This is a genomic window from Desulfobulbaceae bacterium, from assembly GCA_015231515.1.
Taxonomy (GTDB): Bacteria; Desulfobacterota; Desulfobulbia; order Desulfobulbales; family VMSU01; genus JADGBM01.
Map to the genome: position 1 here is coordinate 15,827 of JADGBM010000003.1, position 25,048 is coordinate 40,874.

The window sequence follows — 25,048 nt, forward strand, 5'->3', positions numbered from 1 at the left end:
GGAACCTAATTGACTGAGTTCATGGCGAAGAAAACAAAGAAAAAATCCGAAAGTTCCAGCGAGTACAACGTGCCCACAGAAAACCAGAAGCAGTTCTCCAAGAAAGATTCTGAGGCTGAGGAGGATCTTCTTTCTATGTTTGATGACTCGGATGAAGCACTTTCTGACGAGTCAGAGCACACCTCAAAATACGACAATGGGCACCTTTCAAGAGACAAGAACTCCGACATAATTGATCTCACAGATGACTTTGCCAAAGACGACCTTGATCCTGTCAAATCATACCTTCGAGAGATGGGGGCCGTTGCCCTTCTCTCCTCCGCCGAAGAAACAAAAGTTGCCAAAAAGATTGAAATTGGCGACAAACAACTCCAAAGCATAGTACTTTCACTACCACCGGGCTTTAAAATAATCTCCAAAATCGCCACAAGACTGCGAGAAGGCAGCCTTGATATTACCAAGGTGATTAAGGGCTTAGATGAGAATGAGCCGAAGGAAATTCGTAAGGCTAAAGAAGCCTTTTTATGGAAAGTGAAAGAGGCCGAACGAATCGAAGGCGAACGCCTGGCCCTCCTCGCCGACATGAACCAGAAAGGGCTGAAAAAAACCGCCGCCGTCCAGTTTCTTGTTAGAATTGAGCGAAACAGTCACGCCATGGCCAGCCTTTTTGAGGAGTTTCGATTTCAACAAAAAATTATCGACGAACTAACAAAGTCGGTACGAAAAATAGCTGAGCAGATGGACATGGCCGCAAAGGCCATCGACGACGGAACATCAAAGCACGCTGCCGACTTTCTCCTGGATCTTGAAGTCAGCAGTGGAATCGACCATGAGAGCCTCAAACAGGCCTTTGTGGCAATTCAACAGGCTGATGAGTTTGGACGTGCTTACAAAGACAGACTGATCCAGGCAAACCTCCGACTGGTGGTTAGTGTCGCTAAAAAATATGCCAATAGGGGCCTACAACTTCTTGATCTCATTCAGGAAGGAAATGTCGGCCTTATGAGGGCTGTGGAGAAATTTGAATATCGGCGCGGCTATAAATTCAGTACCTATGCCACCTGGTGGATACGTCAGGCTATTAACCGGGCAATTGCCGACCAGGGAAAAACCATCCGCATTCCTGTTCACATGATCGACACAATCAACCGTCTTATGAGAGATTCCAAGGAGTTTTCCCGTGAATACGGGCGAGAGCCAACTCCTGAAGAGATGGCCGACCGTACAGGATTTGACCTGGACAAGATCAAAAACATTCTGAAGATTTCCAAAGAACCTATCTCTCTCGACTCACCAATAGGTGACGGTGAAGATTCATATCTATCTGATTTCATAGAAGATGCTGAATCTATTTCGCCTGATGAGGCAACTATACGACAAAGTCTTCGCTCCAACCTTGATCAGGTTCTGTCGTCTTTGAGTCCTCGTGAAGAGCGGGTTCTCAGAATGAGATTTGGTATTGATACTGCCGTCGACCTTACCCTGGAAGAAGTTGGTAAAAGTTTCTCCGTTACCCGGGAACGAATACGACAGATCGAAGCAAAGGCACTCAAAAAACTCAAACACCCAAGCCGCAAAGATCGGTTAGTCAGCTTTATGGCGGATTAGGACCTGTAGGCAAAACAGTTCGATTTGCTTTGATGTTACTTACTGGTCGCCCTCCTCTATAGCCTCTTGTCATAAAACCTTTTAGGGAACAAAAAAATGGTTGACACGGCTCACACTTCCCTTATAGTCTGTTCCGAATTTTCGCCTGCCATACAATAGCTTTTTCTAATTCGACACAAAGAGGGGCAATGGATACCATCCTGAACTGGCTTACTCTTCACTTGACACCAGGACTTGGCCCCGCGGGAGTACGAACACTCCTTGACGCATTTGAGACGCCAGCACGGATTTTCAGTGCCTCAAACAAAGAGTTGCTCCAGGTTAGAGGGATTAAAAAAAGCGTTGTTGAGTCATTAATAAAATCAGCTCCTTTCAAGCTGGCAGAGCAAGAATTAGAGAAAGCAAAGACCCTCGGGGTTGAAATTATCAGTTGCCAGGATGAGCGCTATCCATCCTTGTTAGGGCAAATTTACAACCCGCCCGTTGTACTCTATGTTAAAGGTCGATCTGACCTGCTTAACAGGCCTTCAATCGCAGTTGTGGGTTCTCGTGCAGCCACGAGCTATGGTCTTAAGATCGCCCGGCAATTATCAGCTGAGCTGTCGGGTAGGCTATCTATTGTCAGCGGGTTGGCGCTTGGAATTGATACGGCTGCACATCATGGTGCTTTAGAGGCTGGTGGAAGTACAATAGCGGTGTTGGGATGCAGTTTGGACATCACCTATCCACCTCAAAACAGCAGACTGGCCCGGTTGATAGAAAACTCAAACGGTGCCATGATTAGCGAGTACCCGTTTCAGACCAAGCCTGATGCCTTTCGGTTTCCGGCCAGAAACAGAATTATCAGCGGCATGGCCCTCGGTGTGCTGGTTGTTGAGGCGGCAGAGCGGTCTGGATCACTAATCACAGCCCGACAAGCCTTAGAGGAAGGACGTGAAGTCTTTGCCATCCCGGGAAGGGTAGACTCAATTAAAAGCAGTGGAACGCACCGCCTTTTAAAGGAGGGGGCCAAACTTGTTCATACCATCGATGATATCCTTGAAGAGTTTCAAGGCCTATGGAGCCATGACGATACAGGCGTCACTGCAACAGGCAAGAGAGATCCGCTGTTTTCATACACCGCAACTGAACAAAAAATCATCGACGTGCTTGACGCCTATCCCAAACACATTGATAGCATAATCAGCGAGACCGGCCTGGACATCCGACTCATCAATGAAAGCTTGCTGCTTTTAGAGTTAAAAAACGCAATCGAAGCCCTGCCCGGCCAGCAGTATCGGTGTAATGTTTGTAAATAGTTGGTTGATTGGGAAACTGGGTCTGTAGTTCGGTGGCGTATCTAAGCTACCATTAACATTGGTCTGCACCGCTTTGAACCGACCAATCCTCAACTATTTTGCCATAAAAAACACGAAATCAGTGATAAGGTACTAAATATGTTAAAGTCTTTAATTATTGTTGAGTCCCCCGCAAAATCGCGAACCCTCCAACGCTACCTGGGGAAGAACTTCGACGTCAAGGCCTCTGTCGGTCATATTAGAGATCTGCCGGCAAAAACTCTCGGGGTTGACCTTGAAAACGGTTTCCACCCGCAATACGAAACTATCCGGGGCAAAGGCAATATCATAAAAGAGCTGCGCGCCGCCGCCAAAAAAGTTGACCAGATTCTACTCGCACCTGACCCTGACCGCGAAGGGGAGGCAATTGCTTACCACATCGCCGAAATCTTAAAAGGTTCCAAAAAGCCGGTCTACCGAGTCCTTTTTCACGAACTTACTAAAAATGCAATTATACAGGCCATTGAAAACGCCACGTCATTAAACAGTAATCTCTTTGAGGCCCAACAAACCAGGCGCATCCTTGACCGACTGGTCGGCTACCAGATATCACCTTTATTATGGGATAAAGTTCGTCGCGGTCTGTCAGCTGGCAGAGTTCAATCGGTGGCTGTAGAAATGGTTTGTGCCCGAGAGCAGGAGATCAAAGAGTTTAAATCCGAAGAGTATTGGAGCTTTGAAGCCTTACTGCTCGGCGAACTTCCTCCAGAGTTCACGGCCCAACTCGATAAAAAATCCAATAAAAAAATTGTTGTCAGTAACAAGGAAGAGGCTGATTCAATTGTAAACGACCTTAAAGGTGCGGAATTTACAATTGCCAATGTTGAGAAAAAACAAAAAAAGAGAAATCCCTACCCCCCTTTCATCACCAGCTCAATGCAGATTGATGCTAATCGCAAGCTGCGCTACTCTGCAAAACGGACAATGGCCCTGGCCCAGAAACTCTATGAGGGACTGGAGGTTGGTGAAGACGGCCCAACCGGACTTATCACCTATATGCGAACCGATTCAACCCGTATCAACGATACCGCTTTAGCGGAATTACGTGGGTTTATCGATAAAGAGTACGGCAAAGAGTATCTGCCCGGCAATCCAAACACCTATAAAACCAAAAAAGGCGCCCAAGATGCCCATGAAGCAATACGGCCGACGGATGTAAACAAAACCCCTGAATTGATGGCCCGCTTCATGGATTCAGATATGCTTAAGCTCTACACCCTTATCTGGAAGCGCTTTGTGTCAAGTCAGATGGCGCCGGCTGTGTATGATCAAACTACTATCCATATCTCTGCCGGTGAGTACCAGTTCAAGGCTGTTGGTTCCATCATGCGCTTTTTGGGCTTTATGTCGGTCTATGTCGAGGCCCCAAGTGACGAAAATGGTCAAGACACCACCAAAAAAGCAGACAAACAAGAGACCGACAAGAGCCTGCCCGACATAAAGGCCGGCTCTTGTGCCACGCTCAAAAAAATAACACCTGCGCAACACTTTACCCAGCCCCCCCCACGCTACACAGAGGCCTCTCTTGTTAAGGCTCTAGAAGATAACGGTGTCGGCAGGCCAAGTACCTATGCCAGCATCATTTCAACTATTCAAGACAAAGAGTATGTCCTGCTTGAACAAAGGAAATTCTTTCCCACCGAATTAGGGCAACTTATCAACGAGCTCCTGCTCGCCCACTTTCCTGCCATTATGGACATTGAATTTACTGCCGGCATGGAACAGAATCTAGATAAAGTCGAAGAGGGCAAAATCGATTGGCAAACCATCCTCAAGGACTTTTACGGCCCCTTCAAGGATGCTTTGGAGCTTGCCAAAATAGAGATGAAATCTGTAAAGCGCAGCATGACGCCAACAGATGTGCCCTGTAAGATCTGTTCCGGAACCATGGTGATTCGCTGGGGCCGAAACGGCGAGTTTCTGGCCTGCGAAAACTATCCCGACTGCAAACACACCCAGGATTTTCAAAAAGACTCCAGCGGCAAAATTTTGCCACTGGAACGTGACGAGCAACAAGCAACCAATGAGCAATGTGACAAATGTGGTAAGCCAATGGTTTATAAAGACGGGCGCTACGGGCGGTTTATGGCCTGCTCCGGCTACCCGGACTGCCGCAACATCAAAGCAGAAGGCACCGGTGTGTCGTGCCCGGAAGAAGGCTGCTCCGGCACACTGATCAAAAAGGTATCAAAACGCGGCAAAGTTTTTTATGCCTGTGACCAATATCCGAAATGTTCTTTTGCTCTTTGGGACAAACCGGTAAACGAACCATGTCCTGAATGTAAAGCTCCATTTCTTCTGGAAAAAATAACCAAAAAATCAGGAACCAGGCTGCAATGCGCCGACAAAGAGTGCAATTATAAAAAACACTTGGAGGAAGATGAAGAGTAAGGACGAATAATAGTTTTTTGAATTATGCCGATAAAATGCTTACAATGATTGCAGACAGAAGAACGCTTTAGCCCAATTTTAAGTTTGTCACAGTTCAACTCCCATTCATTATGGAGGAAGTTATGGTAACTGGCATCTATTCGGGCCTCTCGGCCCTTCGTTCGATTCAGGTAAAAACACAAACCACCGCCAATAACGTGGCAAATATCAATACCGACGGGTTTAAAAAGTCCAGAGCAACACTGGTCGAAGGCAACCCTCAAGGGGTCAACGTAACAATTTCAAAAATTGAAACACCCGGGCCGCAACTCTACGAACAGACCCCTAAGGGAACAGAACTCATAGAAAAATCCAACGTTGATCTAACAGAAGAGATCCCCAGCATGATGCTCAGCAAAAGAGCCTTTCAAGCTAATATTAAAACCATTCAAGCCGAAGATGAGATGTTAGGAATGCTCTTGGACATTAAGAGTTGAGATAAAAGCTGTTAACTGGTCAAAGCGGTAAAATGGTTGACTGGTTAACAGCCCATCAAATCGACCAATTGCTTCGTTAGCTTACCCTGCAGATCTCACAGATCTTCGTAGGTTACTTTCCCACCAACAATCGTCAAAACGGCCTTTCCAGTCAGATTCCAGCCCAGAAACGGTGAGTTTTTACTCCGGGAGACAACCTCGTCTCGCTGGTAGGTGTACTGCCGCAACGGATCAATCACTGTAACATCAGCCATGTTCCCCACGGTTAACGATCCGCCGGGAAGGCCCAGGGCCTTGGCCGGATTAGAAGACATAAGCTCCACAAGCTTCTTCTCGTCAATACAGTTGCTTCGCACAAGCTGCAGCGCTAAAGAAAGCGAGGTCTCGAGCCCTATAATGCCGTTTGCCGCCCGATCAAACTCAAGCTCTTTCTCAAGGTCACTGTGGGGCGCATGATCAGAAGCAATAACGTCCAACGTGCCATCTTGCAGACCTTCCTTAATTGCTTCTACATCGTAATCCATCCTCAAAGGGGGATTCATTTTCGCGTAGGTGTCATACTTGCCAACCGCTTTTTCAGTAAGCGAAAAATAGTGAGGGGCAGTCTCTGCTGAGACCGGACAGCCATTGGCTTTAGCCCGGCGGATCAGGCTGACAGACTCTTTGGTACTTATATGGGCAAGGTGAACGTGCTGGCCGGTTAATTCTGCCAGGGCTAAATCCCTGTACACCATAATTTCTTCGGCAGCATGAGGTATACCAATAATACCCATTCGAGTTGACATCGGCCCTTCATTCATGGAGCCATGCCTGCTGAGACCTATCTCTTCCGAATGCGAAATAATTGGCACACCGTAGTTGCCTGCATATTCCATAGCCCGGCGCATGAGCTGGCTATCAGAGACAGGTAGTCCGTCATCGGTAAAAGCAACAGCCCCCGCCGCAAACATTTCGCCCATATTCGCCAAGGTAGATCCCTGACCATGCGAACTGATTGCCCCAACTGGATACACCCGGCAGGCCGCCTTTTGAGCCTTACTCAACACAGCCTCAATCATCTGGGCCGAATCAAGTACCGGCTTGGTATTTGGCATACAGGCAACAGCTGTAAATCCACCAGCAGCCGCAGCCTGTGCACCGCTTTCAATAGTTTCCTTATACTCTTCACCCGGTTCGCGCAGGTGTACATGAATATCAATGAGACCAGGAACCACCCATTTGCCGGTCAGATCAATTTCCCGTGTCCCCTCAGGTAGAGATGAAGGATTAATCTGGGCACATTTTGCCAGATGAAGAAGAAGGTTGCCGACCATATCAATACCATTTACGGGATCGATAATCCGGCCGTTCTTAAGCAAAATTGGTTGCATGTTCAAGTTATTCTCCCCCCAGGACGAGATAAAGCAAGGCCATACGGACGGCGACCCCGTTAGTGACTTGCTCAAGAATGACAGATTGCGCACTGTCAGCAACCTCAGCCGTCATTTCAACACCTCGATTAATCGGCCCGGGATGCATAATCAAGGCATCAGGCTTGGCCAATCGCATCAGCGTTGAATTAATCCCGAAGACCTGAGCATACTCGCGCAGCGATGGAATTAGAGAATCCTGCTGCCGCTCTTTTTGAATCCGCAGCCCCATAACCACATCTGCTCCGGAAACCGCATCAGCCACAGAGCGGTGCAGGGTCGCACCCATATCTTCTATGCCGATCGGCACCATCGTCCGCGGTCCACTCACATGCACATCGGCGCCCATCTTTGTGAATCCGACAATATTTGAATGTGCCACCCTGCTATGAGTAATGTCCCCAATAATAGCGACTTTGAGGCCCTTAAGATGCCCTTTTTTCTCTTTTACCGTCATCATGTCCAATATTGCCTGGCTTGGATGCTGATGTGTGCCGTCGCCAGCATTGATGACCGACGACGAAATATACCTTGTCAACATATGTGGCGAACCAGAAGATGAATGCCGAATTATGATGGCATCCGGCCGCATGGCCTCAAGATTTCTTACAGTGTCAATCAAGGTTTCACCCTTGGTTGCAGAGCTGGTTGAGGCAGAAATATTAAAGGTGTCTGCACTCATGCGTTTGGCGGCAATTTCAAAAGAAAGACGTGTTCGGGTACTCGGCTCAAAGAATAGATTAATTATGGTTTTTCCGCGAAGAGTAGGAACTTTTTTTATGGAGCGGGTAGAAATTTCTTTAAAGGATTCTGCTGTTTGAATAATAAAAGAAAGGTCATCAGTTGAAAAGTCATCAATACTTAAAATGTGTTTATGATTAAATCTATATTCAGCGTCCATTCATTTCCTTTTACCATGAGTCAATTCAAAGCTTCAACATAACTCCCACGGTATTGTTAGCGGATTATATTAAATAGCCGGTCAAATCTCACTGAAAATTTATCTTTATTCCAGGACCAGTACAAAATAAACGCTTTTCCTTTAATATTTTTTAATTTAACAAATTTCCAGAACCGGCTGTCGTGGCTGTTATCACGGTTATCACCCATAACAAAAAGAGAGTTTTTGGGGACCGTAATTTCTGCCATATTATCCCGGGAATTAATCCGACCTGGAATTATGTCTGGGTCAAGATGAACAGCCCCTTCGACATAATAGGGCTGGTCGTTGACATACAGTTCTTTATTAACGATTTTAATGCGGTCACCCTCAACACCGACAACCCGTTTAATAAAATCCTGCTTTGGATTAACAGGATACTTAAAGACAACGATATCCGACCGTTGAGGGTTTTTATAGGGAATCCAGGTAGCGCCTGTAAATGGGTTTTTAACACCGTAGAGAAATTTATTAACCAGCAGATGATCGCCAATGAGAAGCGTCGGCTCCATCGATCCCGAGGGGATCTTAAAGGCTTGAACAATAAACGACCGAATAAACAAGGCCAGAACAAGGGCTATCAGAATAGCCTCCACATATTCGCGAACAACAGATTTATCTTTGGGAGGCGTTTTTTTCAAAAACATGGAATGCTCCAGTAGCAAAATGTTTGGTGTCTGGAAATTAATGCAAGGGGCTTATCTATCAAGAAGGCACATTAATTGCAGTCGTCGAACAATAAAATAAAGATAGGTCTCAGCAAAAAACTCAAAGTCTGAAACAAATTTTTATCCCATATCCGGACAAAAAACAAGAACGATTCCCAGGATTCATATTTTTTACAAAAAAAGCTGAAAAAACAATATGTTGTGTCAAATTAAAGAAAACAACACCACATATATTGCTTTAGAACCTAAAGGGTAGGTATTTCCCAAAAATTATTTGATATTTCAAGTACATCTGTCGATTATATCTGTTGACAAAGATTTTTTTTTATGCATAAAATTTGAGTAGATCACTGTCTAAAACTCCAAATCGACAGGCATTGGCAGATAATGCGCGTTAAATTTTTAACGCTTTAAAATTAGTGTTTTTATGAAAAAAATTACGTTACCAAAACTAAATTTTAATTTTTCCCTGCCGGGCTTCAGAAAACAGAAGCTGGCGCTCGGACTTGACATCGGTTCGTATGCCGTAAAAATCTGTGAACTCACCAGTTCTCAAAACGGTTGCCGATTGTTAAAACTAGGGAGCGCCAAACTTCCAGAAGGGGCAGTTGAAGACGGTGTTCTGCAAGATCCTGACTCAGTTGGCGCTATCATCACGACCTTGATCAACAATCTCAAAATTAAAAATAAAAAGGTCGCCATCTCCATTTCCGGATACTCAGTAATCGTCAAAAAAATCAACCTGGCAGTCATGTCTGCGGCAGAGTTAGAAGAGCACATTCAGGCCGAAGCAGAGCAATACATCCCCTTTGATATTGACGACGTATTCCTGGATTTTCAGGATTTAAAGACCAACAGCGATGAGTCGGATAGAACCGACATCATGCTGGTCGCCGCTAAAAAAGATGTAATAAACACCTATCTGCGTATGCTTGAAAAAATAGGCCTCCAGGCCGTGGTCGTTGACGTTGACGCCTTTGCCCTTGAAAATTCATACGAAAACGTTGAAAGCCTTGCGGAAAATGTCGCCCTGATCGATATTGGTGCCTCCAAAATGAGTTTCAATATAATTGCCAATGGCGCTTCAATACTCGCTCGCGACGTCGTAATGGGGAGTCGACAGATTACCGAACAAATTCAGAACCGGCTCGGGATGGATGCAGAAAGCGCAGAAGCCGCCAAGATTGGCCTCCTTGAGGTTGACCCGGACCATAGAGAGAAAATCAGTGAGATTTTCATCAATACCTGTACACAATGGGTTCTTGAAATTAAAAAGGCGCTCGATTTTTATATATCCAGTTATCCTGATGATAACATCACCAACTTGATCCTTAGCGGAGGTGGAGCCAAAATTAATGGGTTTGCCACCTTGTTAAGAGAAGAAACAGGGATTCAGGTCAATATATTTGATCCTTTCGCCAATGCTGAGTCGGACACTGCCAAACTTGATCCCGCATACCTCAAACATATTGCTCCAGAGATGGCTATCGCCGCTGGCTTAGCCATTCGCAAGATAGAGTTATAGGCCATGATACGAATCAACCTGCTGCCTATCAGGCAGATAAAACAACGCATTCAGACTAAAAACGAGGTTCTCGCTTTTGCCTGCCTTCTCTGCATATTTCTTATTGCTCTTGGCCTCGTTGGTTATTCCCAAACAAGGAAAATTGAAGGTTTGAAAAAAACGCAGGCCCAGTTGATTCAGGAGAAAAAGAAATATGAAAGCGTTATCGCCCGCATAGAAAAAATCAAAAGGGAGAAGGCCTTGCTGGAAACCAAACTGGAGGTCATAAAAAATCTTAAGGCAGATTCCCAGTTACCAGTGAGGGTGTTGGATGAAATTGCCAAAATAACTCCATCCAGCAGAATGTGGCTGAAATCCATGTCGCTCACACAAGGGGGAGTTTCGCTAACCGGAATTGCCCTAGATAACGCCACCATTGCCCAATATATGGACAGTTTATCCAGTGCACCGTATTTTTCAGGAACCGAGCTTAAAAACTCTTCTTTGACTGTCGTGGCAGGACAAAAGCTTAAATCTTTTGCCCTTACAATGGCTGTCAAAAAACCGGCCGTAGAGCAACCAAAATCAGAATAAAAAAACGCAATGGACACAAAAAATATACAATCAGCATTTGATACTTTTCTTGACGACAAGGTGTCATCCCTTAATAAAAATCACAAGATAGGGATTTGTGTCGCCGCTGTTGTTATTCCGTTGGCCCTTTTTTACTTCCTGAGTTTCTCACCAAAAAGTAAAAATATACAACAATTAACAGCAAGCATCAGTTCACTTGAAAAAGAGCTTGCCAATGTTAAGCTCAAAGCTGCTGAAATCGAAGAACAACAAGCCCTCATGAAAGAGATGGAGATAAAATTCAAGGAGGCCTCAGTCTTAATTCCAGACAATCAGGAGATCCCTTCTCTTCTAAAAACTATTTCCAGCCAGGGAACCGGGGCAGGTTTGGATATACTCTCTTTTGTTCCCGGCGCTGAATCACCAAAGGAATTTTATGCTGAAATCCCCGTTTCGTTGTCGGTACAAGGAACCTACCACAATTTAGGGTATTTTTTAGATACTGTCAGCAAGCTTCCGCGGATAGTAAATGTTTCAAACATTTCGATGGGTGCTCCCAAAATGGAAGCAGGAGAGATGATGTTGAATACAAAGGTAAGTTTAGTTACCTACAAATTTCTTGACCAACCGATAGCACAATAAGGTGAGGTAAAAGTGATTCGTCGAGAACCCCGGAAAATCAACTGTTGGCTGAAAAAACATCGTAGCCTGTCTCTACTAGCTCTGGTTTGCCTTGGCGTCCTCATGCTTTCCGGGGGAGCCTGGGCCAACAATGCACCGGCTGAAATAGCAGCGGACGACCTTAAAAAAATGACTGAAGAACAAGTAACTCTTAGTCAGAGTGATACGTTTATCTATCAGCGCGGAAATCGCTCCGATCCTTTTGTGCCATTCATCAGCGAAGAACGGACAACAACGAAACAGATCGATTCTGAAGAGCTGCTGACCGGTATGCGGTTATTTGAACCCGGGCAACTCAATTTAGTCGCTATTTCATCAGGTGGTAACAAACCTTTGGCCCTCGTACAGGATTCAACAGGCAAGGGCTACATCCTCAAAGAGGGAATAGCTATTGGCCGCAGAGGCATCATCACATCAATCATCACCAATAGCGTTATCATTGAAGAAAGTTTTCTTACTAGCTCAGGCGAACAAAAGACACGATCCATCAAAATGGTTCTCAGGAAAGAGGGAGAAAAATAGTGAAAACCCTTGGCAGACATATAACAACCGCACTTTTAATTGCCAGTTTATCGTTACTGACTTGTAAGGCCAGCTCGGTGAAAGCTGCCGACCTCACAGAGCAGCCACAGTACAGTATTGCTGAGATCATTTACAGCCAGGGAGAAACGGATAGTCCTGTCTTGACGATAAAAGGCGACTCTGAACAACCGCCAACGTTCATTTCATACGATCTTTTTGACCCGTTACGAGTTGTGATCGATATTGCAGCTGGAAGTTTTGGCGAAGGCGTTACCTTACCGATTGAGATTAACTCAGGAGCTGTCGCCTCGGTTCAGGGAAAAGTGCTTGCAGAACAACAACCTGCTATTGCAAAAATTGAAGTTCTCCTGACCCAAGACAATCAGTATGTTATTGAAAAAGTAAACAACGATATACAAATCCGCTTCGCCGAGATACCCCCTATGGCTTCGGCCTCAGATGTTCCAAGCACCGATCCAAAACCGGAAGCGACACCAACTGTTTTGGAAATTGGCCAAATAACCGTTAGGCCCGAAAATAATGGGGTCAAGATTACCCTTGTTGCCGGCCAGCCGATCACCGATTATGAAAGGGTTGTCCTTGCCGAAGGTTCAGGTAGGCCAGATCGAATGTATCTTGATATCCATGGAGCTACAGCTCCATCACTTCCAAGTATTACTGCGGTAAATGTTGGCGCCCTGGCACGCTTGCGAACTTCAACAAAAGAAAACGGTGTACGGATTGTTTTTGACTCAAGCATCAACCAGTTGTTTGACTATGATATTGATACGACTCCAGAGGGGCTCCAGGTAACAATTAAAACACCTGACAATTCCGACGGTGACCCTGGCAGTGACCCAATAAGCACCTTGCTGTCTGGATTAAACAATCATGAGGATCTCCGTCAGCAAGAACCTGCTGCCGAGACCTATGACAACCAGGTCACCAAACAGCTCAAAAGAGTGGGTGTTAGCGGAGACTCTTTTGTCGATGCCGGCTACGATCAGGAGCGCATAACAGTAGACTTTTACAAAACCAATATTGAAAATGTTTTTTACCTCCTTAAAGAGATCAGCGGCCGAAACTTTGTTGTTGACGACTCTGTCTCCGGCAACGTCACTCTCTATCTGGAGAAGGTCCCCTGGGATTTCATTCTCGATGTAGTTCTCAATTTGAAAGGCCTACAAAAGGCAGAAAAATTCAATACCATTGTGATCTCCCCGCAATCGAAGAATTTCACGTGGCCTGAAGATACCGCCAGCACTGAAGTCACTTTTGAAGCCCCAGACCAGGATCTTGTCGCTCAAATCAACGAACAGCTATCGCAACCAGCTGAAGTTGTTGAAGCCAAGATGCACATTAAAAAGGCCAGCGAGTTAGCTCAAAAACAGCAACTTACCGCCGCACTGGATAGCTACAAAAAAGCATTCATGCTTTGGCCGGATAACATTAGTCTTATAAAACGAATCGCCCGTTTTTGCCTGGCTGAGATGGGTAATTATATCTGTGCCGAAGATTATGGGCGCAAGGCTTTGGCTCTTGACGAAAGCGATTCAGAGGCGATAGTCCAGATGGCGCTAACTCTGGCTAACATGGATAATACTGAGGCTGAAATCTTTTTTGAAAAGGCAACCCAGGGAGAACGGCCTGACCCGGACGCTTTACTGAACTTTGCGGCCTACTATGAAAACAAGGGTGCCAACGAGCAGGCCTTAGAACTCTTGACCCGCTATGAATCAATCTATGAGCGAACACTGGCGACCATGATCGCTAAAGCACGAATATATGACAAAGAAAATCAGCCAGATAAGGCGGAAGAGATATTTGAAACAATTATTTTGTATACAGGTTTTGAACTTCCACCTGATTTAGAAAAATTCATCAAAGGTCGGCTCGCCCTGCGAGACACCCAACACAGATAAACCGGGGTAAAGATATGTCAACAGAGATTGTTATTAATTCACAGGGTCAGCCTTGGCTTAAAAAAATCGGCACACTAGTTGCGCATTCCGGCCTAGCTTTTTTTATGACAGTAGTATTTTCAGGGGGCTGCGCATCAGTACCTTCACCAAGCCCTGAAGAGAGTGCTGCGAAATTTATTGAGGAACAGACCAAGGGGGCCGTTGATGGCAGTGTAACGGTTGCTTCACCTGCAGCATCAGAAGGCCAACAGGGCCAGTTGCCTATGCGCTACCAGAAACTGTCCTATAATCTTGGCACCCAAAGTTCAAACAATGAGCTGGAGACTGATACCATAATTGTGGGGTCTAGCTTCCCCGCTTCTACCGTATCGCTCCGATCTATCCTTCCGAAGCTGACAAATTTGAAAAATTTAACCATCAGCTGGGAAAGTGATGTTAACAAAGACGCCCTGGTACATGTCCCTAATATTGTGCCCGACGAAGACTTTTTCATGGTTATTAAGAACATTTTACGTCAATACGATTATTCATATGAGGTTGTGGGCCGCACATTAATTGTGAAACATAAGGAGACTAAAAATTTCCATATTTCCATGCCGTTCATGTCTTCCACCTTTTCAACAAGTATTGGCGGAGATGTCCTCGGCAGTACACAGGGTGCAAATATGAGCGGTACCCTCGAAATCAGCTCACAAAATAACGCCTTTGACATCTGGGGTAATATTCAAACCAATCTGGATAAAATCCTTGAAATCTGGTCTACACCCGCTACCGCTGCTCCCGTTGCAAGCAGTACCGACAGCGCGGCAGATTCCGCCGCAACAACCACAGCGCCAAGGACAGCAATAGCTGCTGTTGCCTCTCCCCCAGGAGGCCGTGGCTATTATACAATAGACAAACCAATTGGACTCATCTCAGTTACTGCACCAGCGTCATTGCTCGAAAAAATTGAGTCCTACCTCGAAAACCTCAAAACAGAGCTGTACAAACAGGTTTCAATTGAGGCTAAAATAATTGAGGTGACTTTTACCAATAATGACACAACTGGTATGGACTGGGCCTCGTTGTTTACTACAAGTTTTGATTTTGCAATGAGCTTTTCAAAAATGAATTTTATAAAGTCGTCAGCAACTGCCCAAAACTCATTTATAACAGTCGGTGACGAAACTTTTACCGCCGTGCTTGATCTCATGAAAAAGCAAGGCCGCGTAGAAGTCCTTTCGAATCCTAAAATTACTGTGATGAACGGCCAACCTGCTATGATCAGCGTGGGAGAAAATGTTACCTACATCGACAGCGTAAGTTCGACAACCTCAGACGGTGTAATTTCGTATTCAATCAATACTGCCACGGTAATGTCTGGATTAGGGCTCGGCGTTATTGCCTCAATTACCGATGGCAATGAGGTAATTCTCAACCTTACTCCAGTAACTTCAAGTCTATCGGAGGCAATTGAGTACAAAACGTTCGGGACAAATCAGGTGGGACTCCCTAAGGTCAATTTGCGGGAACTTAGTACCATCGTTCGTGTTAAAAATGGTGAAATGCTGATTATTGGCGGGTTAATCGACAACTCTTCCAGTTATAACAACGATTATGTTGCAGGTTTAGGCGAACTTCCTGTCGCAGGACAGGCCTTTCGCACAGACGGCACGACTACCTCGAAGAAAGAGCTTATTATCCTGCTACGACCACGAATTACTTCTCTTTAGAAGAGCAACAGGGAGTAGTTATAGTAACGCTTCGTTCCGATAGTTACCTACATTTTCATTGAAAACAGACCTCTCTTTATTGTAAAGAGAGGTCTGTTTTTTTATTTTACGATACCTTAAGGATTTCACAATGATTCAGGCACTAGAAAAAGCAAAGATTCTTATCGAGGCGTTACCATATATCAAGGCCTTTTCCAATAAAACGGTGGTTATCAAATATGGCGGTCACGCCATGGTTGATGATGCATTAAAGAAGAGTTTTGCCCTTGATATTATCCTGCTTAAATATATTGGCCTTAATCCCGTCGTTGTGCATGGGGGCGGGCCGCAGATCAATAAATTTCTTGATAAAATGAATATCCAGTCAAACTATATTCAGGGCATGCGGGTGACTGACGGAGAGACCATGGATGTAGTTGAAATGGTGCTGGTTGGTAAGGTCAACAAGGAGATTGTTGGTTTGATAAACCTGCATGGCGGCAAGGCCGTGGGGTTATCCGGTCGCGATGGAGACCTGATCAGAGCCCAGAAAATGCAGATTCTTAAAAGTCAGGTTGAAAATGCCCCACCTGAGCTCATTGATCTTGGTCGCGTTGGCAAAGTGACCGAGGTCAACCCGGAGATATTAACTACCCTGGACAGTCAGGACTTTATCCCTGTCATTGCCCCTGTGGGTGTCGGCAGCGAAGGACAGTCATACAATATCAACGCCGATCTCGTGGCCGGTGCCATTGCCTCACGGCTCAATGCTGAAAAGCTGGTTCTGTTAACCGATGTAGCGGGAGTTTTAGACCAGGACAAAAGGCTCATTCAATCCATGACCTGCACACAGGTTGATGAGTATATCAAAAGCGGCGTTATTGCCGGAGGCATGATACCTAAGGTTCAATGCTGCCAGGATGCCGTCCGGGCTGGTGTTAAAAAGGCACATATTATCGATGGCCGAACAGAGCACTCAATCCTCCTGGAGATCTTTACCAAAGAGGGTATCGGCTCAGAGGTCACCAATGACAAGTAATCAGGAAATAATCGCCAAAAGTGAAGCCGCCTTTATCGGCACCTATTCACGTTTTTCAGCGGCAATGGTCAGAGGTTCGGGCTGCCGTTTGGAAGACGCCGAAGGTAAAAGCTATCTGGACTTTTTGGCAGGTATTGCTGTTTGCAGCCTTGGACACTGCCATCCCGAAGTAACCAAAGCGATCTGTGAGCAGGCGAAAACTCTTGTCCATGTATCAAACCTCTTTCACACAATTCCCCAGACAGAACTCGCCACACTGTTGGTAAACAACTCGTTTGCCGATCGAATCTTTTTTACCAACAGCGGGGCAGAGGCCAACGAAGCCGCCATCAAGCTGGCCAGAAAATACAGTCCCCAAGGACGTTATGAGATCATCACCCTGGAAGGTTCCTTTCACGGTCGCACCTTGGCAACTATTGCGGCAACAGGACAGCCGAAGTTTCGTGAAGGTTTTGAGCCCATGCCCTCGGGCTTTAAAACTGCCCCTTTTGGTGATGTTGAAGCGCTTTCATCAATGATAAACGAGACAACCTGCGCCATCATGGTAGAACCTCTGCAGGGTGAAAGTGGTGTAAGACCTCTTAGCCGTGACTACCTAACAGCTATCCGTGAACTCTGTGATAGACATGATCTTTTACTCATCTTTGACGAGGTTCAGGTCGGCATGGGGCGTACAGGCTCACTATTTGCCTACCAACAGCTTGGTGTTACACCCGATATTATGAGTCTGGCAAAGGCCTTAGCTAACGGGTTACCTTTAGGGGCAATACTGACCACCGATACCGTCGCTGCCGCTTTTGGACCAGGAACCCATGCCTCTACCTTTGGAGGAAATCCGGTTTCCTGCGCTGCCGGACTTGCCGTCATGACGATCATGCTCGAAGAAGGCTTTATGGCCACTGTTCTTGAACGCGGCCAATATCTTGCCAATAGCCTTCAAAAATTGGCGGAAAAACATCCCACTCTGGCAACCGGTACTCGCGGCGTTGGACTTATTCAAGCACTGGTGTTGACAGAAAAGGGAATTCAGCATGGGGCTCAGATCATTAAAACCCTTTTTCAAAATGGTATCCTGGCCAATTTTGCAGGCAACTCTGTCTTACGATTTATCCCCCCTTTGATCGTAACCGAATTTGAAATTAACGAGATGCACGAGACTCTCGATAAAGTTTTATCGACCTTTAAATAGACCGACGATTTTCCCTGTTTTTTGCGCAAAAAACAGGGAAATGATTTCTAAGGCACTAAAAAACGATTGCAAAATAGCTCATTTTTTGTATTCATGCATCTTTGGCTCAATCCAATCTGTGTTGTTATAAGAAAAACACGGATACAATTGGGCCGTTTTTTTTCGATCAACTTGTGGGTTACCAATCCATTATATTTCCGGGATACAAAATGCACCTTACCAGTTTGTGGAATTTCAACAAGGAACAGCTTCAGGCCTATATAAACCGTGCCCTTGAGCTTAAAAAGGAATCGAAAGGCGGTCTTCGACATACGACCCTGCAAGGAAAAACCATAGCCCTGGTCTTTGAAAAACCCTCAACAAGAACACGAGTTTCGTTTGAAGCGGCAATGTACGGTATGGGAGGGCAGGTTATCTATCTGCCTGGGCGAGATACACAGCTGGCCCGAAATGAACCGCTTAAAGACATGGCGAGAGTCATGTCCGGCTATGTTGATGGTATGGTAATCAGAACCTATGGTCAGGAAATTGTCGACGAACTCTCTCAATACGCTACGGTACCAGTCATTAATGCACTTACAGACCTGCATCACCCCTGCCAGATACTTAGCGACATAATGACAGTGATTGAGAAAAAGGGGCCCATTGAAGATGTCCATGTCTCCTGGGTTGGTGACGGGAATAACATGGCTAACTCTTGGATTGAGGCCGCTTCGATAATGGAGTTTGCCTTAACCCTGGCCTGCCCGGAAGGGTACGACCCTGACCCCGAGATTCTCAAACGCGCTCAGGATAAGGCTGTCAAGCCGATTACTGTAGTACGTGACCCGAATCGGGCTGTGGCCACCGCTGATGTCATCAACGTTGATGTCTGGGCCAGCATGGGTCATGAAGGCCAGGAAGAAGAGCGTTTGCAGGTTTTCCAGCCATATCAGGTCAACACAACCCTTCTCAGCAAAGCCAAAAACGATACAATTGTATTGCACTGCCTACCGGCCCACAGGGATGAGGAGATTACCGATGAGGTATTGGAAGGTCGGCAATGTGTCGCCTTTGAGCAGGCCGAAAATAAGCTGCACATACATAAAGCCATATTGGAGCACCATTTAAGGAATTAGTGAGTATGTACCCTCCTGATTCACTTGCTGCACAGCGCTAATCGTATCGCGCAAAAATAAAAAAATACAGACTATCATCAAGGACATACAAGGGAGACTGCGCTGAATGAGTTCTATTAATAAAATTGTCTTGGCATATTCCGGTGGTTTAGACACCTCGGTTATTCTCAAATGGCTGGAGCAAGAGTATAAATGCCCGATTATTGCTTATGCTGCTGATGTGGGTCAGGAGGAAGACTGGGACGCTGTAAAGAAAAAAGGTTTATCCACAGGCGCCGAAAAGGTGATTATTTCAGACCTCAGAGAGGAGTTTGTGCGCGACTATGTATTTCCCGCCTTTCGAGCCAACGCCATTTATGAAGGTTCGTATCTGCTCGGCACATCACTGGCTAGGCCGATTATTGCCAAAGAGCAGGTCCGTATTGCCGAAGAAGAGGGTGCGGATGCCGTAAGCCATGGCGCCACGGGCAAAGGCAATGATCAGGTGCGATTTGAGCTGGCCTACATCGGTCTCAACCCGAGACTACAGATCATCGCACCATGGCGCATCTGGGACTTAAACTCCCGCACTAAACTCATGGCCTACGCAGAACAACACGGTATTCCAGTCCCAGTTACCAAAAAAAATCCATACAGTTCCGATGAGAACCTGCTTCATATCAGCTTTGAAGGCGGAATTCTCGAGGATCCCTGGCAGGAACCGGAAGAGGCGATGTTCAAGCTTTCTGTGTCACCGGAAAATGCCCCGGACAAACCTACTTATATCGAAATGGAGTTCAGGCAGGGCAACCTGGTCGCAATCGATGGGGAGGTTCTCTCTCCGGCAGGGCTGTTAGCGCGCCTCAACAAGTTGGGCGGGGACAACGGCATCGGCAGACTCGATATGGTAGAAAACAGGTTCGTCGGCATGAAGTCTCGCGGTGTTTATGAAACTCCAGGAGGAACACTGCTGCGCGCAGCCCACCGCGATCTCGAAACCATAACCCTTGACCGCGAAGTCATGAAAATACGCGACAGCTTGATCCCCAAATACAGCGAACTGGTCTACAACGGCTTCTGGTTTTCACCTGAGATGTCGCTTATGCAAAAGACCATTGACGAAACGCAGAAAACCGTCAACGGATTTGTTCGACTGAAACTGTACAAGGGCAACTGTACTCCCGTTGGCAGAAAATCAGAAAACTCCCTCTATCAAGAAAGTTTTGCCACCTTTGAAGAGGACCAGGTATATAAACAGTCAGATGCGGGCGGTTTTATCAGGCTGAATGCCTTGCGACTTAAAATCCAGGCGTTAAACAAAAAGTAAACTGCTCTATTGACCCGACTACTGTCATTTGCCATTAGCAAAAAAGCCGATAGTCGACCTTGCAAAGGTATTTCATGGATACTCCACAAAAAAAACCCGTATCAACAAAACTCTGGGGCGGTCGGTTTTCTGAGAAAACAGCGGCCTCAGTTGAGGCCTTTACGGCCTCGATACATTTCGATTGCCGCCTCTACAAGCAAGATATTCTTGGAAGCCAGGCCCATGCTCGCATGCTGGCCAAACAAAAACTTATTACAGATGGGGAGTGCGCCGAGATCCAACAGGGCCTCTCTGAAATTTTAGCTGAAATTGAAAGTGGTGAGTTTATCTTTAAGCCGGAGCTTGAAGATGTTCACATGAATATCGAAAAAGCCCTTGTCGATAAGATTGGCGCAGCGGGAGAACGACTGCACACCGCCAGAAGCCGAAATGACCAGGTGGCACTTGATATCCGCTTATATCTCCGTGACGTGTCAAAACAAATTATCGAACTGCTGACCGACGTTCAAAAGGCCTTTGTAAAATTAGCGCAAAAATATCAGTCAACTATCATGCCCGGTTACACGCATCTGCAAAGGGCTCAGCCTGTGCTTGTCGCACACCACATGCTGGCCTATAGTACGATGTTCGGGCGCGACAAAGATCGTCTTAACGATGGCCTGAAACGGATAAACATCATGCCCCTTGGCTCTGCAGCTCTTGCAGGAACAGGGCTGCCTATTAACCGCGAATTTGTTGCCAAGGAGCTCGGTTTTGATTCTGTCTCGAAAAATAGCATGGACAGCGTAGCAGATCGTGATTTTGCCCTAGAGTTTGTCTCTACCTGCACCATAATCCAACTCCACTTGAGTAGACTTTCTGAGGAACTGGTTCTCTGGGCGACGGAGGAGTTTTCTTTCATCAAACTAGCCGATAGTTTCTGTACGGGCAGCAGCATTATGCCTCAGAAAAAGAACCCTGACATTCCGGAACTGATTCGCGGCAAATCCGGCCGAGTGACCGGTAACCTTATGGCCTTAATCACAATAGTGAAAGGTCTGCCCATGACCTACAACCGTGACCTTCAAGAGGATAAGGAGCCGGTTTTTGACACAGTTGATACCGTTTCGCAAAGCCTGGCCATAATGGCAGAACTTCTTGAAAATATGCAATTCAACGAAGAACGGCTCAAATCCGCAACAGTTGGTGGGTATATGACGGCCACTGATCTGGCCGATTATCTGGTCAAAAAAAATATTCCTTTCCGGAGGGCTCATTCAATTGTCGGTCAGACTGTGGCTTATGGCATTAAAATGGGAAAAGAACTTATAGAGATGAGCTTGGCCGAGCTTAAACAATTTGATAACTGCATAGAAAATGACGTTTTTGATGTACTTTCGGTCAAAGGCTCTGTTGATAGCCGGCTTTCGCAAGGCGGAACATCATCTGTACGGGTGGCAGAGGCAATAGAGCAGGCCAGAGAGGAGTTGGGCATATGATTTGCGGCCTGCGCACCATTTTTGTACTTATTTTTATTTTTGGACTGAGCACTACCAGCTGTGGACGAAAAACGCTGCCCATCCCGCCCGAAGATGCCCTGCCCCAGGCGATAACCGATCTTAGTTTCCAACAGGATGAAAACAAAATTATCCTTAATTGGACGGCGCCGGAATACACAACAGCAGGCTCCAAACTCCCGAATATTGACTCCTTTGAAATCCTCAGGGCCGGAATTCCTGAAAAAGATTTCTGCGCCGGTTGCCCCGTTTCATTTACATCATCATTTGAAATAAGCGCTGAAATCGCTATTACAGACCCTAAAAGTCGGGCTGCGCAGTACACTGAAATGATTTTAAGGCCTGGGCACCGCTTTTTCTACAAAGTGCGCAGCAAGGCAGGCTGGCGACTAATAAGCGAGGATTCCAATATCGTCTCTTTTTCATGGAACTCCCCAGCCAAAGCTCCAGAAAGCCCTACCGCCATATCCGGCGACATGGAGGTCATGCTGTCATGGCTGCCGGTAACAACACTTATTGACGGTCAACAGATTGATAACCCGCTCTACCAAGTCTTCCGAAGCAGATTAAAACAGAATTTTGAACCGATAGGCCAGCCTGTCGCTGTGCCGGCCTTCGTTGATTCAGGTCTAGTCAACGGCCAGCAATATTTTTACAAAATCAGCGCGATCCAACTACACGAAAAAAACAAAATTACCGGCCTGGCAAGCCATGTGGTTTCATCCACTCCTAAGGACATGACAGCACCTGCACCGCCCCGAAATATCACGGTTGTCCAGTTGGCCGACGGAGTCAAAATTTTATGGGATAAGGCCGCAGAGAAAGATATAGCCGGATACAGGGTCTACAGGCGAGCTGCCACCGAAACAACCATGCAGAGAATTGGTCAAGTCGATCAAGCCCAGTTTTCCTTTACTGACCAGCCTGCAACTGCAAAAGCTGGCCTGTACTATGCGGTTACGGCCTATGACCGAGCCACCCCAGCAAATGAAAGCCCCAAATCAAAGGAAATTTTCTATGAACCATTTTAGTTACCAAAACAGTGAACTGCACTGTGAAGAGGTGCCAATATCGACCATTGCCGAGCAGGTCGGAACCCCTTTTTACCTGTATAGCTACGCCACCCTCTGCAAACATTTCAAGGCTGTCGACAACGCCTTTGCCGATATTCCCCATGTGACCTGTTTTGCCACAAAAGCATGTTCCAACATTGCCATTTTAAACCTTTTTGGAACACTTGGCGGCGGCGCTGACATTGTCTCTGGAGGAGAGTTGTTTCGGGCCCTCAAGGCCGGGATAGATCCACAAAAAATTGTCTACTCCGGAGTCGGCAAAACAAAAGATGAACTTCGTTATGCCCTAAAGTCAAACATCCTGATGTTCAATGTTGAGTCCGTCCAGGAGCTTGAAACACTGCAAGCGATCGCTGCCTCTGAAAATACCAAGGCACCAATTGCCCTGCGAATTAACCCTGATGTTGATCCTAAAACACATGCCTATATCTCGACAGGGCTGGCAAAGAACAAGTTTGGCATACCAATTGACGATGCAGAGGCTATCTACCTACAGGCTGACAAGATGAGCAATATTGCTGTTGTTGGCGTAAGCTGCCATATAGGCTCACAGCTTACCACCGTTGCTCCATTCATTGAGTCTCTTCAGAAAGTGGTGAATTTTGTAAAGCGGCTCCAGGACAAGAATGTGTCAATTAACTATTTAGATATGGGCGGCGGCTTAGGAATACAGTACAACGACGAACTGCCTCCCAGCCCGGCAGATTATGCCGGTGCCATTAAAGACGTTCTGACCCAGCTTAACGACTGTACCTTGATAATCGAACCCGGACGCGTTATAGTTGGCAATGCCGGGGTGCTCGTCACAAAAGTTCTCTATACAAAGCAAGGTAATAAAAATTTCATCATAGTTGATGCCGCAATGAACGATTTGACCAGGCCAAGCCTCTATGATGCTTACCATGCTATTCAGCCTGTTAAAAAAACTGACGCGCATGAGGCTGTTGCTGATATTGTCGGGCCCATCTGCGAGACGGGTGACTTTTTAGCAAAAAACAGATCTCTGCCTATTTGCACTCAAGGTGATCTCCTGGCCGTAATGAGTTCAGGTGCCTATGGTTTCACCATGTCATCGAACTACAATTCCCGGCCCCGTGTGGCCGAAGTATTGGCCCATGGTACTGAGTTTCATACAATTCGACAACGGGAAACCCTGGATACCCTTATCCAGGGTGAAACTATTCCAAAGTTTAAAACAACATGACACGTAACTCTCTTAACTTTCCCATCCCATTTACCAAAATGACCGGCACAGGCAATGACTTTATTATTGTCGATCATAGGCAACCATTTTTATCGACAGAAGACGCCTCTGCTCTTGCCAGGCTTGCTTGCAGGAGAAGATTCTCGGCTGGTGCTGATGGCTTAATCTTAATTGAAAACTCGGAGGCAGTAAATTTCAAATGGCAGTTTTTTAATGCAGACGGCAGCCAGGCAGAGATGTGCGGCAATGGTGCCCGATGCGCGGCCCGCTATGCCTATACAAAAAGCATCGCCCCTGCCAAGATGCGCTTTTCTACGACTGCCGGTATTATAGAGGCTGAGATGGTGGGTGAAGGGGTAAAGATACAACTTACTCGACCAGAGAACCTTCAAATCAACCAGACCGTCATGGTACGAGATAACAAACTCGCCGTACATAGTGTTAACACCGGGGTGCCACACGCTGTTGTCTTTACTGACGATATTAGAGGTGCACCTGTTGTAGAGTGGGGTAGGGCGATTCGAAATCACCAACTATTTGCGCCAGCAGGAACAAATGTTAATTTTGTTCAAGTAACCGGCCCCAACCGCTTAAACGTGCGGACCTACGAACGTGGCGTTGAAGATGAGACCATGGCCTGTGGTACGGGAGCTGTTGCCTCCGCAATAATTGCTTCCCTGTCAGCTCAGGTGACCTCACCAACTTCAGTCGTCACATCCGGGGGAGAAATTTTGATTATCCACTTTTCAAAAGATGGAGAAGATACAGTTACTGAGGTATTTCTTGAAGGTCCAGCACATTTTATTTATGAAGGCCAGATGTACAAAGAAGCGCTGCTTGGCTGATTTTTTAAGCCAATAGTTGCAGTTTAACAATATGTGAAAAAACCACGACAACAGAA

Annotated in this window: 21 protein-coding genes; 18 read left to right on the plus strand and 3 right to left on the minus strand. The window is 46.2% G+C overall.

Going from position 1 to position 25,048, the window contains the following annotated elements:
• Window positions 1-21: 21 nt before the first annotated feature.
• From rpoD to HQK80_01105, 4 genes are all read left to right on the plus strand, one after another.
• Window positions 22-1,608, plus strand: a complete 1,587-nt coding sequence (rpoD, locus tag HQK80_01090) for an RNA polymerase sigma factor RpoD (GenBank protein MBF0220818.1) — start codon at window positions 22-24, stop codon at window positions 1,606-1,608.
• A 188-nt stretch (window positions 1,609-1,796) separates the two neighbouring features.
• Complete coding sequence (gene dprA, locus HQK80_01095; protein ID MBF0220819.1) at window positions 1,797-2,906, plus strand: DNA-protecting protein DprA; 1,110 nt, start codon at window positions 1,797-1,799, stop codon at window positions 2,904-2,906.
• A 138-nt stretch (window positions 2,907-3,044) separates the two neighbouring features.
• A complete protein-coding gene (gene topA / locus HQK80_01100; protein ID MBF0220820.1) occupies window positions 3,045-5,336 on the plus strand; it encodes a type I DNA topoisomerase in 2,292 nt (763 codons plus the stop codon).
• Window positions 5,337-5,458: 122 nt separating this feature from the next.
• Window positions 5,459-5,812 carry a flagellar biosynthesis protein FlgC gene (locus tag HQK80_01105; protein MBF0220821.1) on the plus strand — a complete coding sequence of 118 codons (354 nt, stop codon included), beginning with the start codon at window positions 5,459-5,461 and terminating at the stop codon, window positions 5,810-5,812.
• A 95-nt stretch (window positions 5,813-5,907) separates the two neighbouring features.
• Here the strand turns inward: HQK80_01105 and HQK80_01110 are convergent, their stop codons facing one another.
• The 3 genes from HQK80_01110 to lepB are packed head-to-tail and all read right to left on the minus strand — an operon-like array spanning window position 5,908 to window position 8,808.
• Window positions 5,908-7,182 carry a dihydroorotase gene (locus tag HQK80_01110; protein MBF0220822.1) on the minus strand — a complete coding sequence of 425 codons (1,275 nt, stop codon included), beginning with the start codon at window positions 7,180-7,182 and terminating at the stop codon, window positions 5,908-5,910.
• Window positions 7,183-7,189: 7 nt separating this feature from the next.
• A complete protein-coding gene (locus HQK80_01115) occupies window positions 7,190-8,122 on the minus strand; it encodes an aspartate carbamoyltransferase catalytic subunit (protein MBF0220823.1) in 933 nt (310 codons plus the stop codon).
• A 56-nt stretch (window positions 8,123-8,178) separates the two neighbouring features.
• Window positions 8,179-8,808 (minus strand): signal peptidase I, encoded by a 630-nt coding sequence (gene lepB / locus HQK80_01120; GenBank protein MBF0220824.1) that lies wholly within the window; start codon window positions 8,806-8,808, stop codon window positions 8,179-8,181.
• A gap of 448 nt (window positions 8,809-9,256) precedes the next feature.
• Here lepB and pilM point away from each other — a divergent pair, with 448 nt between their 5' ends.
• The 14 genes from pilM (at window position 9,257) to HQK80_01190 (ending at window position 24,992) form a co-directional block, all read left to right on the plus strand.
• Window positions 9,257-10,354: a type IV pilus assembly protein PilM gene (gene pilM / locus HQK80_01125; GenBank protein MBF0220825.1), complete on the plus strand. Its 1,098-nt coding sequence runs from the start codon at window positions 9,257-9,259 to the stop codon at window positions 10,352-10,354.
• Window positions 10,355-10,357: 3 nt separating this feature from the next.
• On the plus strand, window positions 10,358-10,927 hold the full coding sequence (locus HQK80_01130; protein MBF0220826.1) for a PilN domain-containing protein: 570 nt from the start codon (window positions 10,358-10,360) through the stop codon (window positions 10,925-10,927).
• A gap of 9 nt (window positions 10,928-10,936) precedes the next feature.
• A complete protein-coding gene (locus tag HQK80_01135; GenBank protein MBF0220827.1) occupies window positions 10,937-11,548 on the plus strand; it encodes a type 4a pilus biogenesis protein PilO in 612 nt (203 codons plus the stop codon).
• Window positions 11,549-11,560: 12 nt separating this feature from the next.
• Window positions 11,561-12,109, plus strand: a complete 549-nt coding sequence (locus tag HQK80_01140; GenBank protein ID MBF0220828.1) for a pilus assembly protein PilP — start codon at window positions 11,561-11,563, stop codon at window positions 12,107-12,109.
• Complete coding sequence (locus tag HQK80_01145) at window positions 12,109-14,031, plus strand: hypothetical protein (protein MBF0220829.1); 1,923 nt, start codon at window positions 12,109-12,111, stop codon at window positions 14,029-14,031. Before HQK80_01140 ends, HQK80_01145 begins: the two co-directional genes overlap by 1 nt.
• Window positions 14,032-14,135: 104 nt before the next feature.
• Window positions 14,136-15,743, plus strand: coding sequence for a type II and III secretion system protein (locus tag HQK80_01150; GenBank protein MBF0220830.1), 1,608 nt, complete (start codon window positions 14,136-14,138; stop codon window positions 15,741-15,743).
• 130 nt (window positions 15,744-15,873) lie between these two features.
• Window positions 15,874-16,761 (plus strand): acetylglutamate kinase, encoded by an 888-nt coding sequence (argB, locus tag HQK80_01155; protein MBF0220831.1) that lies wholly within the window; start codon window positions 15,874-15,876, stop codon window positions 16,759-16,761.
• A complete protein-coding gene (locus HQK80_01160; protein ID MBF0220832.1) occupies window positions 16,751-17,950 on the plus strand; it encodes an aspartate aminotransferase family protein in 1,200 nt (399 codons plus the stop codon). Before argB ends, HQK80_01160 begins: the two co-directional genes overlap by 11 nt.
• 209 nt (window positions 17,951-18,159) lie before the next feature.
• Window positions 18,160-19,068, plus strand: coding sequence for an ornithine carbamoyltransferase (argF, locus tag HQK80_01165; protein MBF0220833.1), 909 nt, complete (start codon window positions 18,160-18,162; stop codon window positions 19,066-19,068).
• A 106-nt stretch (window positions 19,069-19,174) separates the two neighbouring features.
• A complete protein-coding gene (locus HQK80_01170) occupies window positions 19,175-20,374 on the plus strand; it encodes an argininosuccinate synthase (GenBank protein MBF0220834.1) in 1,200 nt (399 codons plus the stop codon).
• A 74-nt stretch (window positions 20,375-20,448) separates the two neighbouring features.
• The gene (argH, locus tag HQK80_01175) at window positions 20,449-21,852 is read left to right on the plus strand and encodes an argininosuccinate lyase (GenBank protein ID MBF0220835.1); all 1,404 of its coding nucleotides are present in this window, start codon (window positions 20,449-20,451) and stop codon (window positions 21,850-21,852) included.
• Entirely contained in the window at window positions 21,849-22,901 is a 1,053-nt protein-coding gene (locus HQK80_01180; protein ID MBF0220836.1) for a fibronectin type III domain-containing protein, read from the plus strand. Before argH ends, HQK80_01180 begins: the two co-directional genes overlap by 4 nt.
• Window positions 22,888-24,147 carry a diaminopimelate decarboxylase gene (gene lysA / locus HQK80_01185; protein ID MBF0220837.1) on the plus strand — a complete coding sequence of 420 codons (1,260 nt, stop codon included), beginning with the start codon at window positions 22,888-22,890 and terminating at the stop codon, window positions 24,145-24,147. The genes HQK80_01180 and lysA overlap by 14 nt, the downstream gene beginning before the upstream one ends.
• Complete coding sequence (locus HQK80_01190) at window positions 24,144-24,992, plus strand: diaminopimelate epimerase (GenBank protein MBF0220838.1); 849 nt, start codon at window positions 24,144-24,146, stop codon at window positions 24,990-24,992. The genes lysA and HQK80_01190 overlap by 4 nt, the downstream gene beginning before the upstream one ends.
• Window positions 24,993-25,048 lie beyond the last annotated feature (56 nt).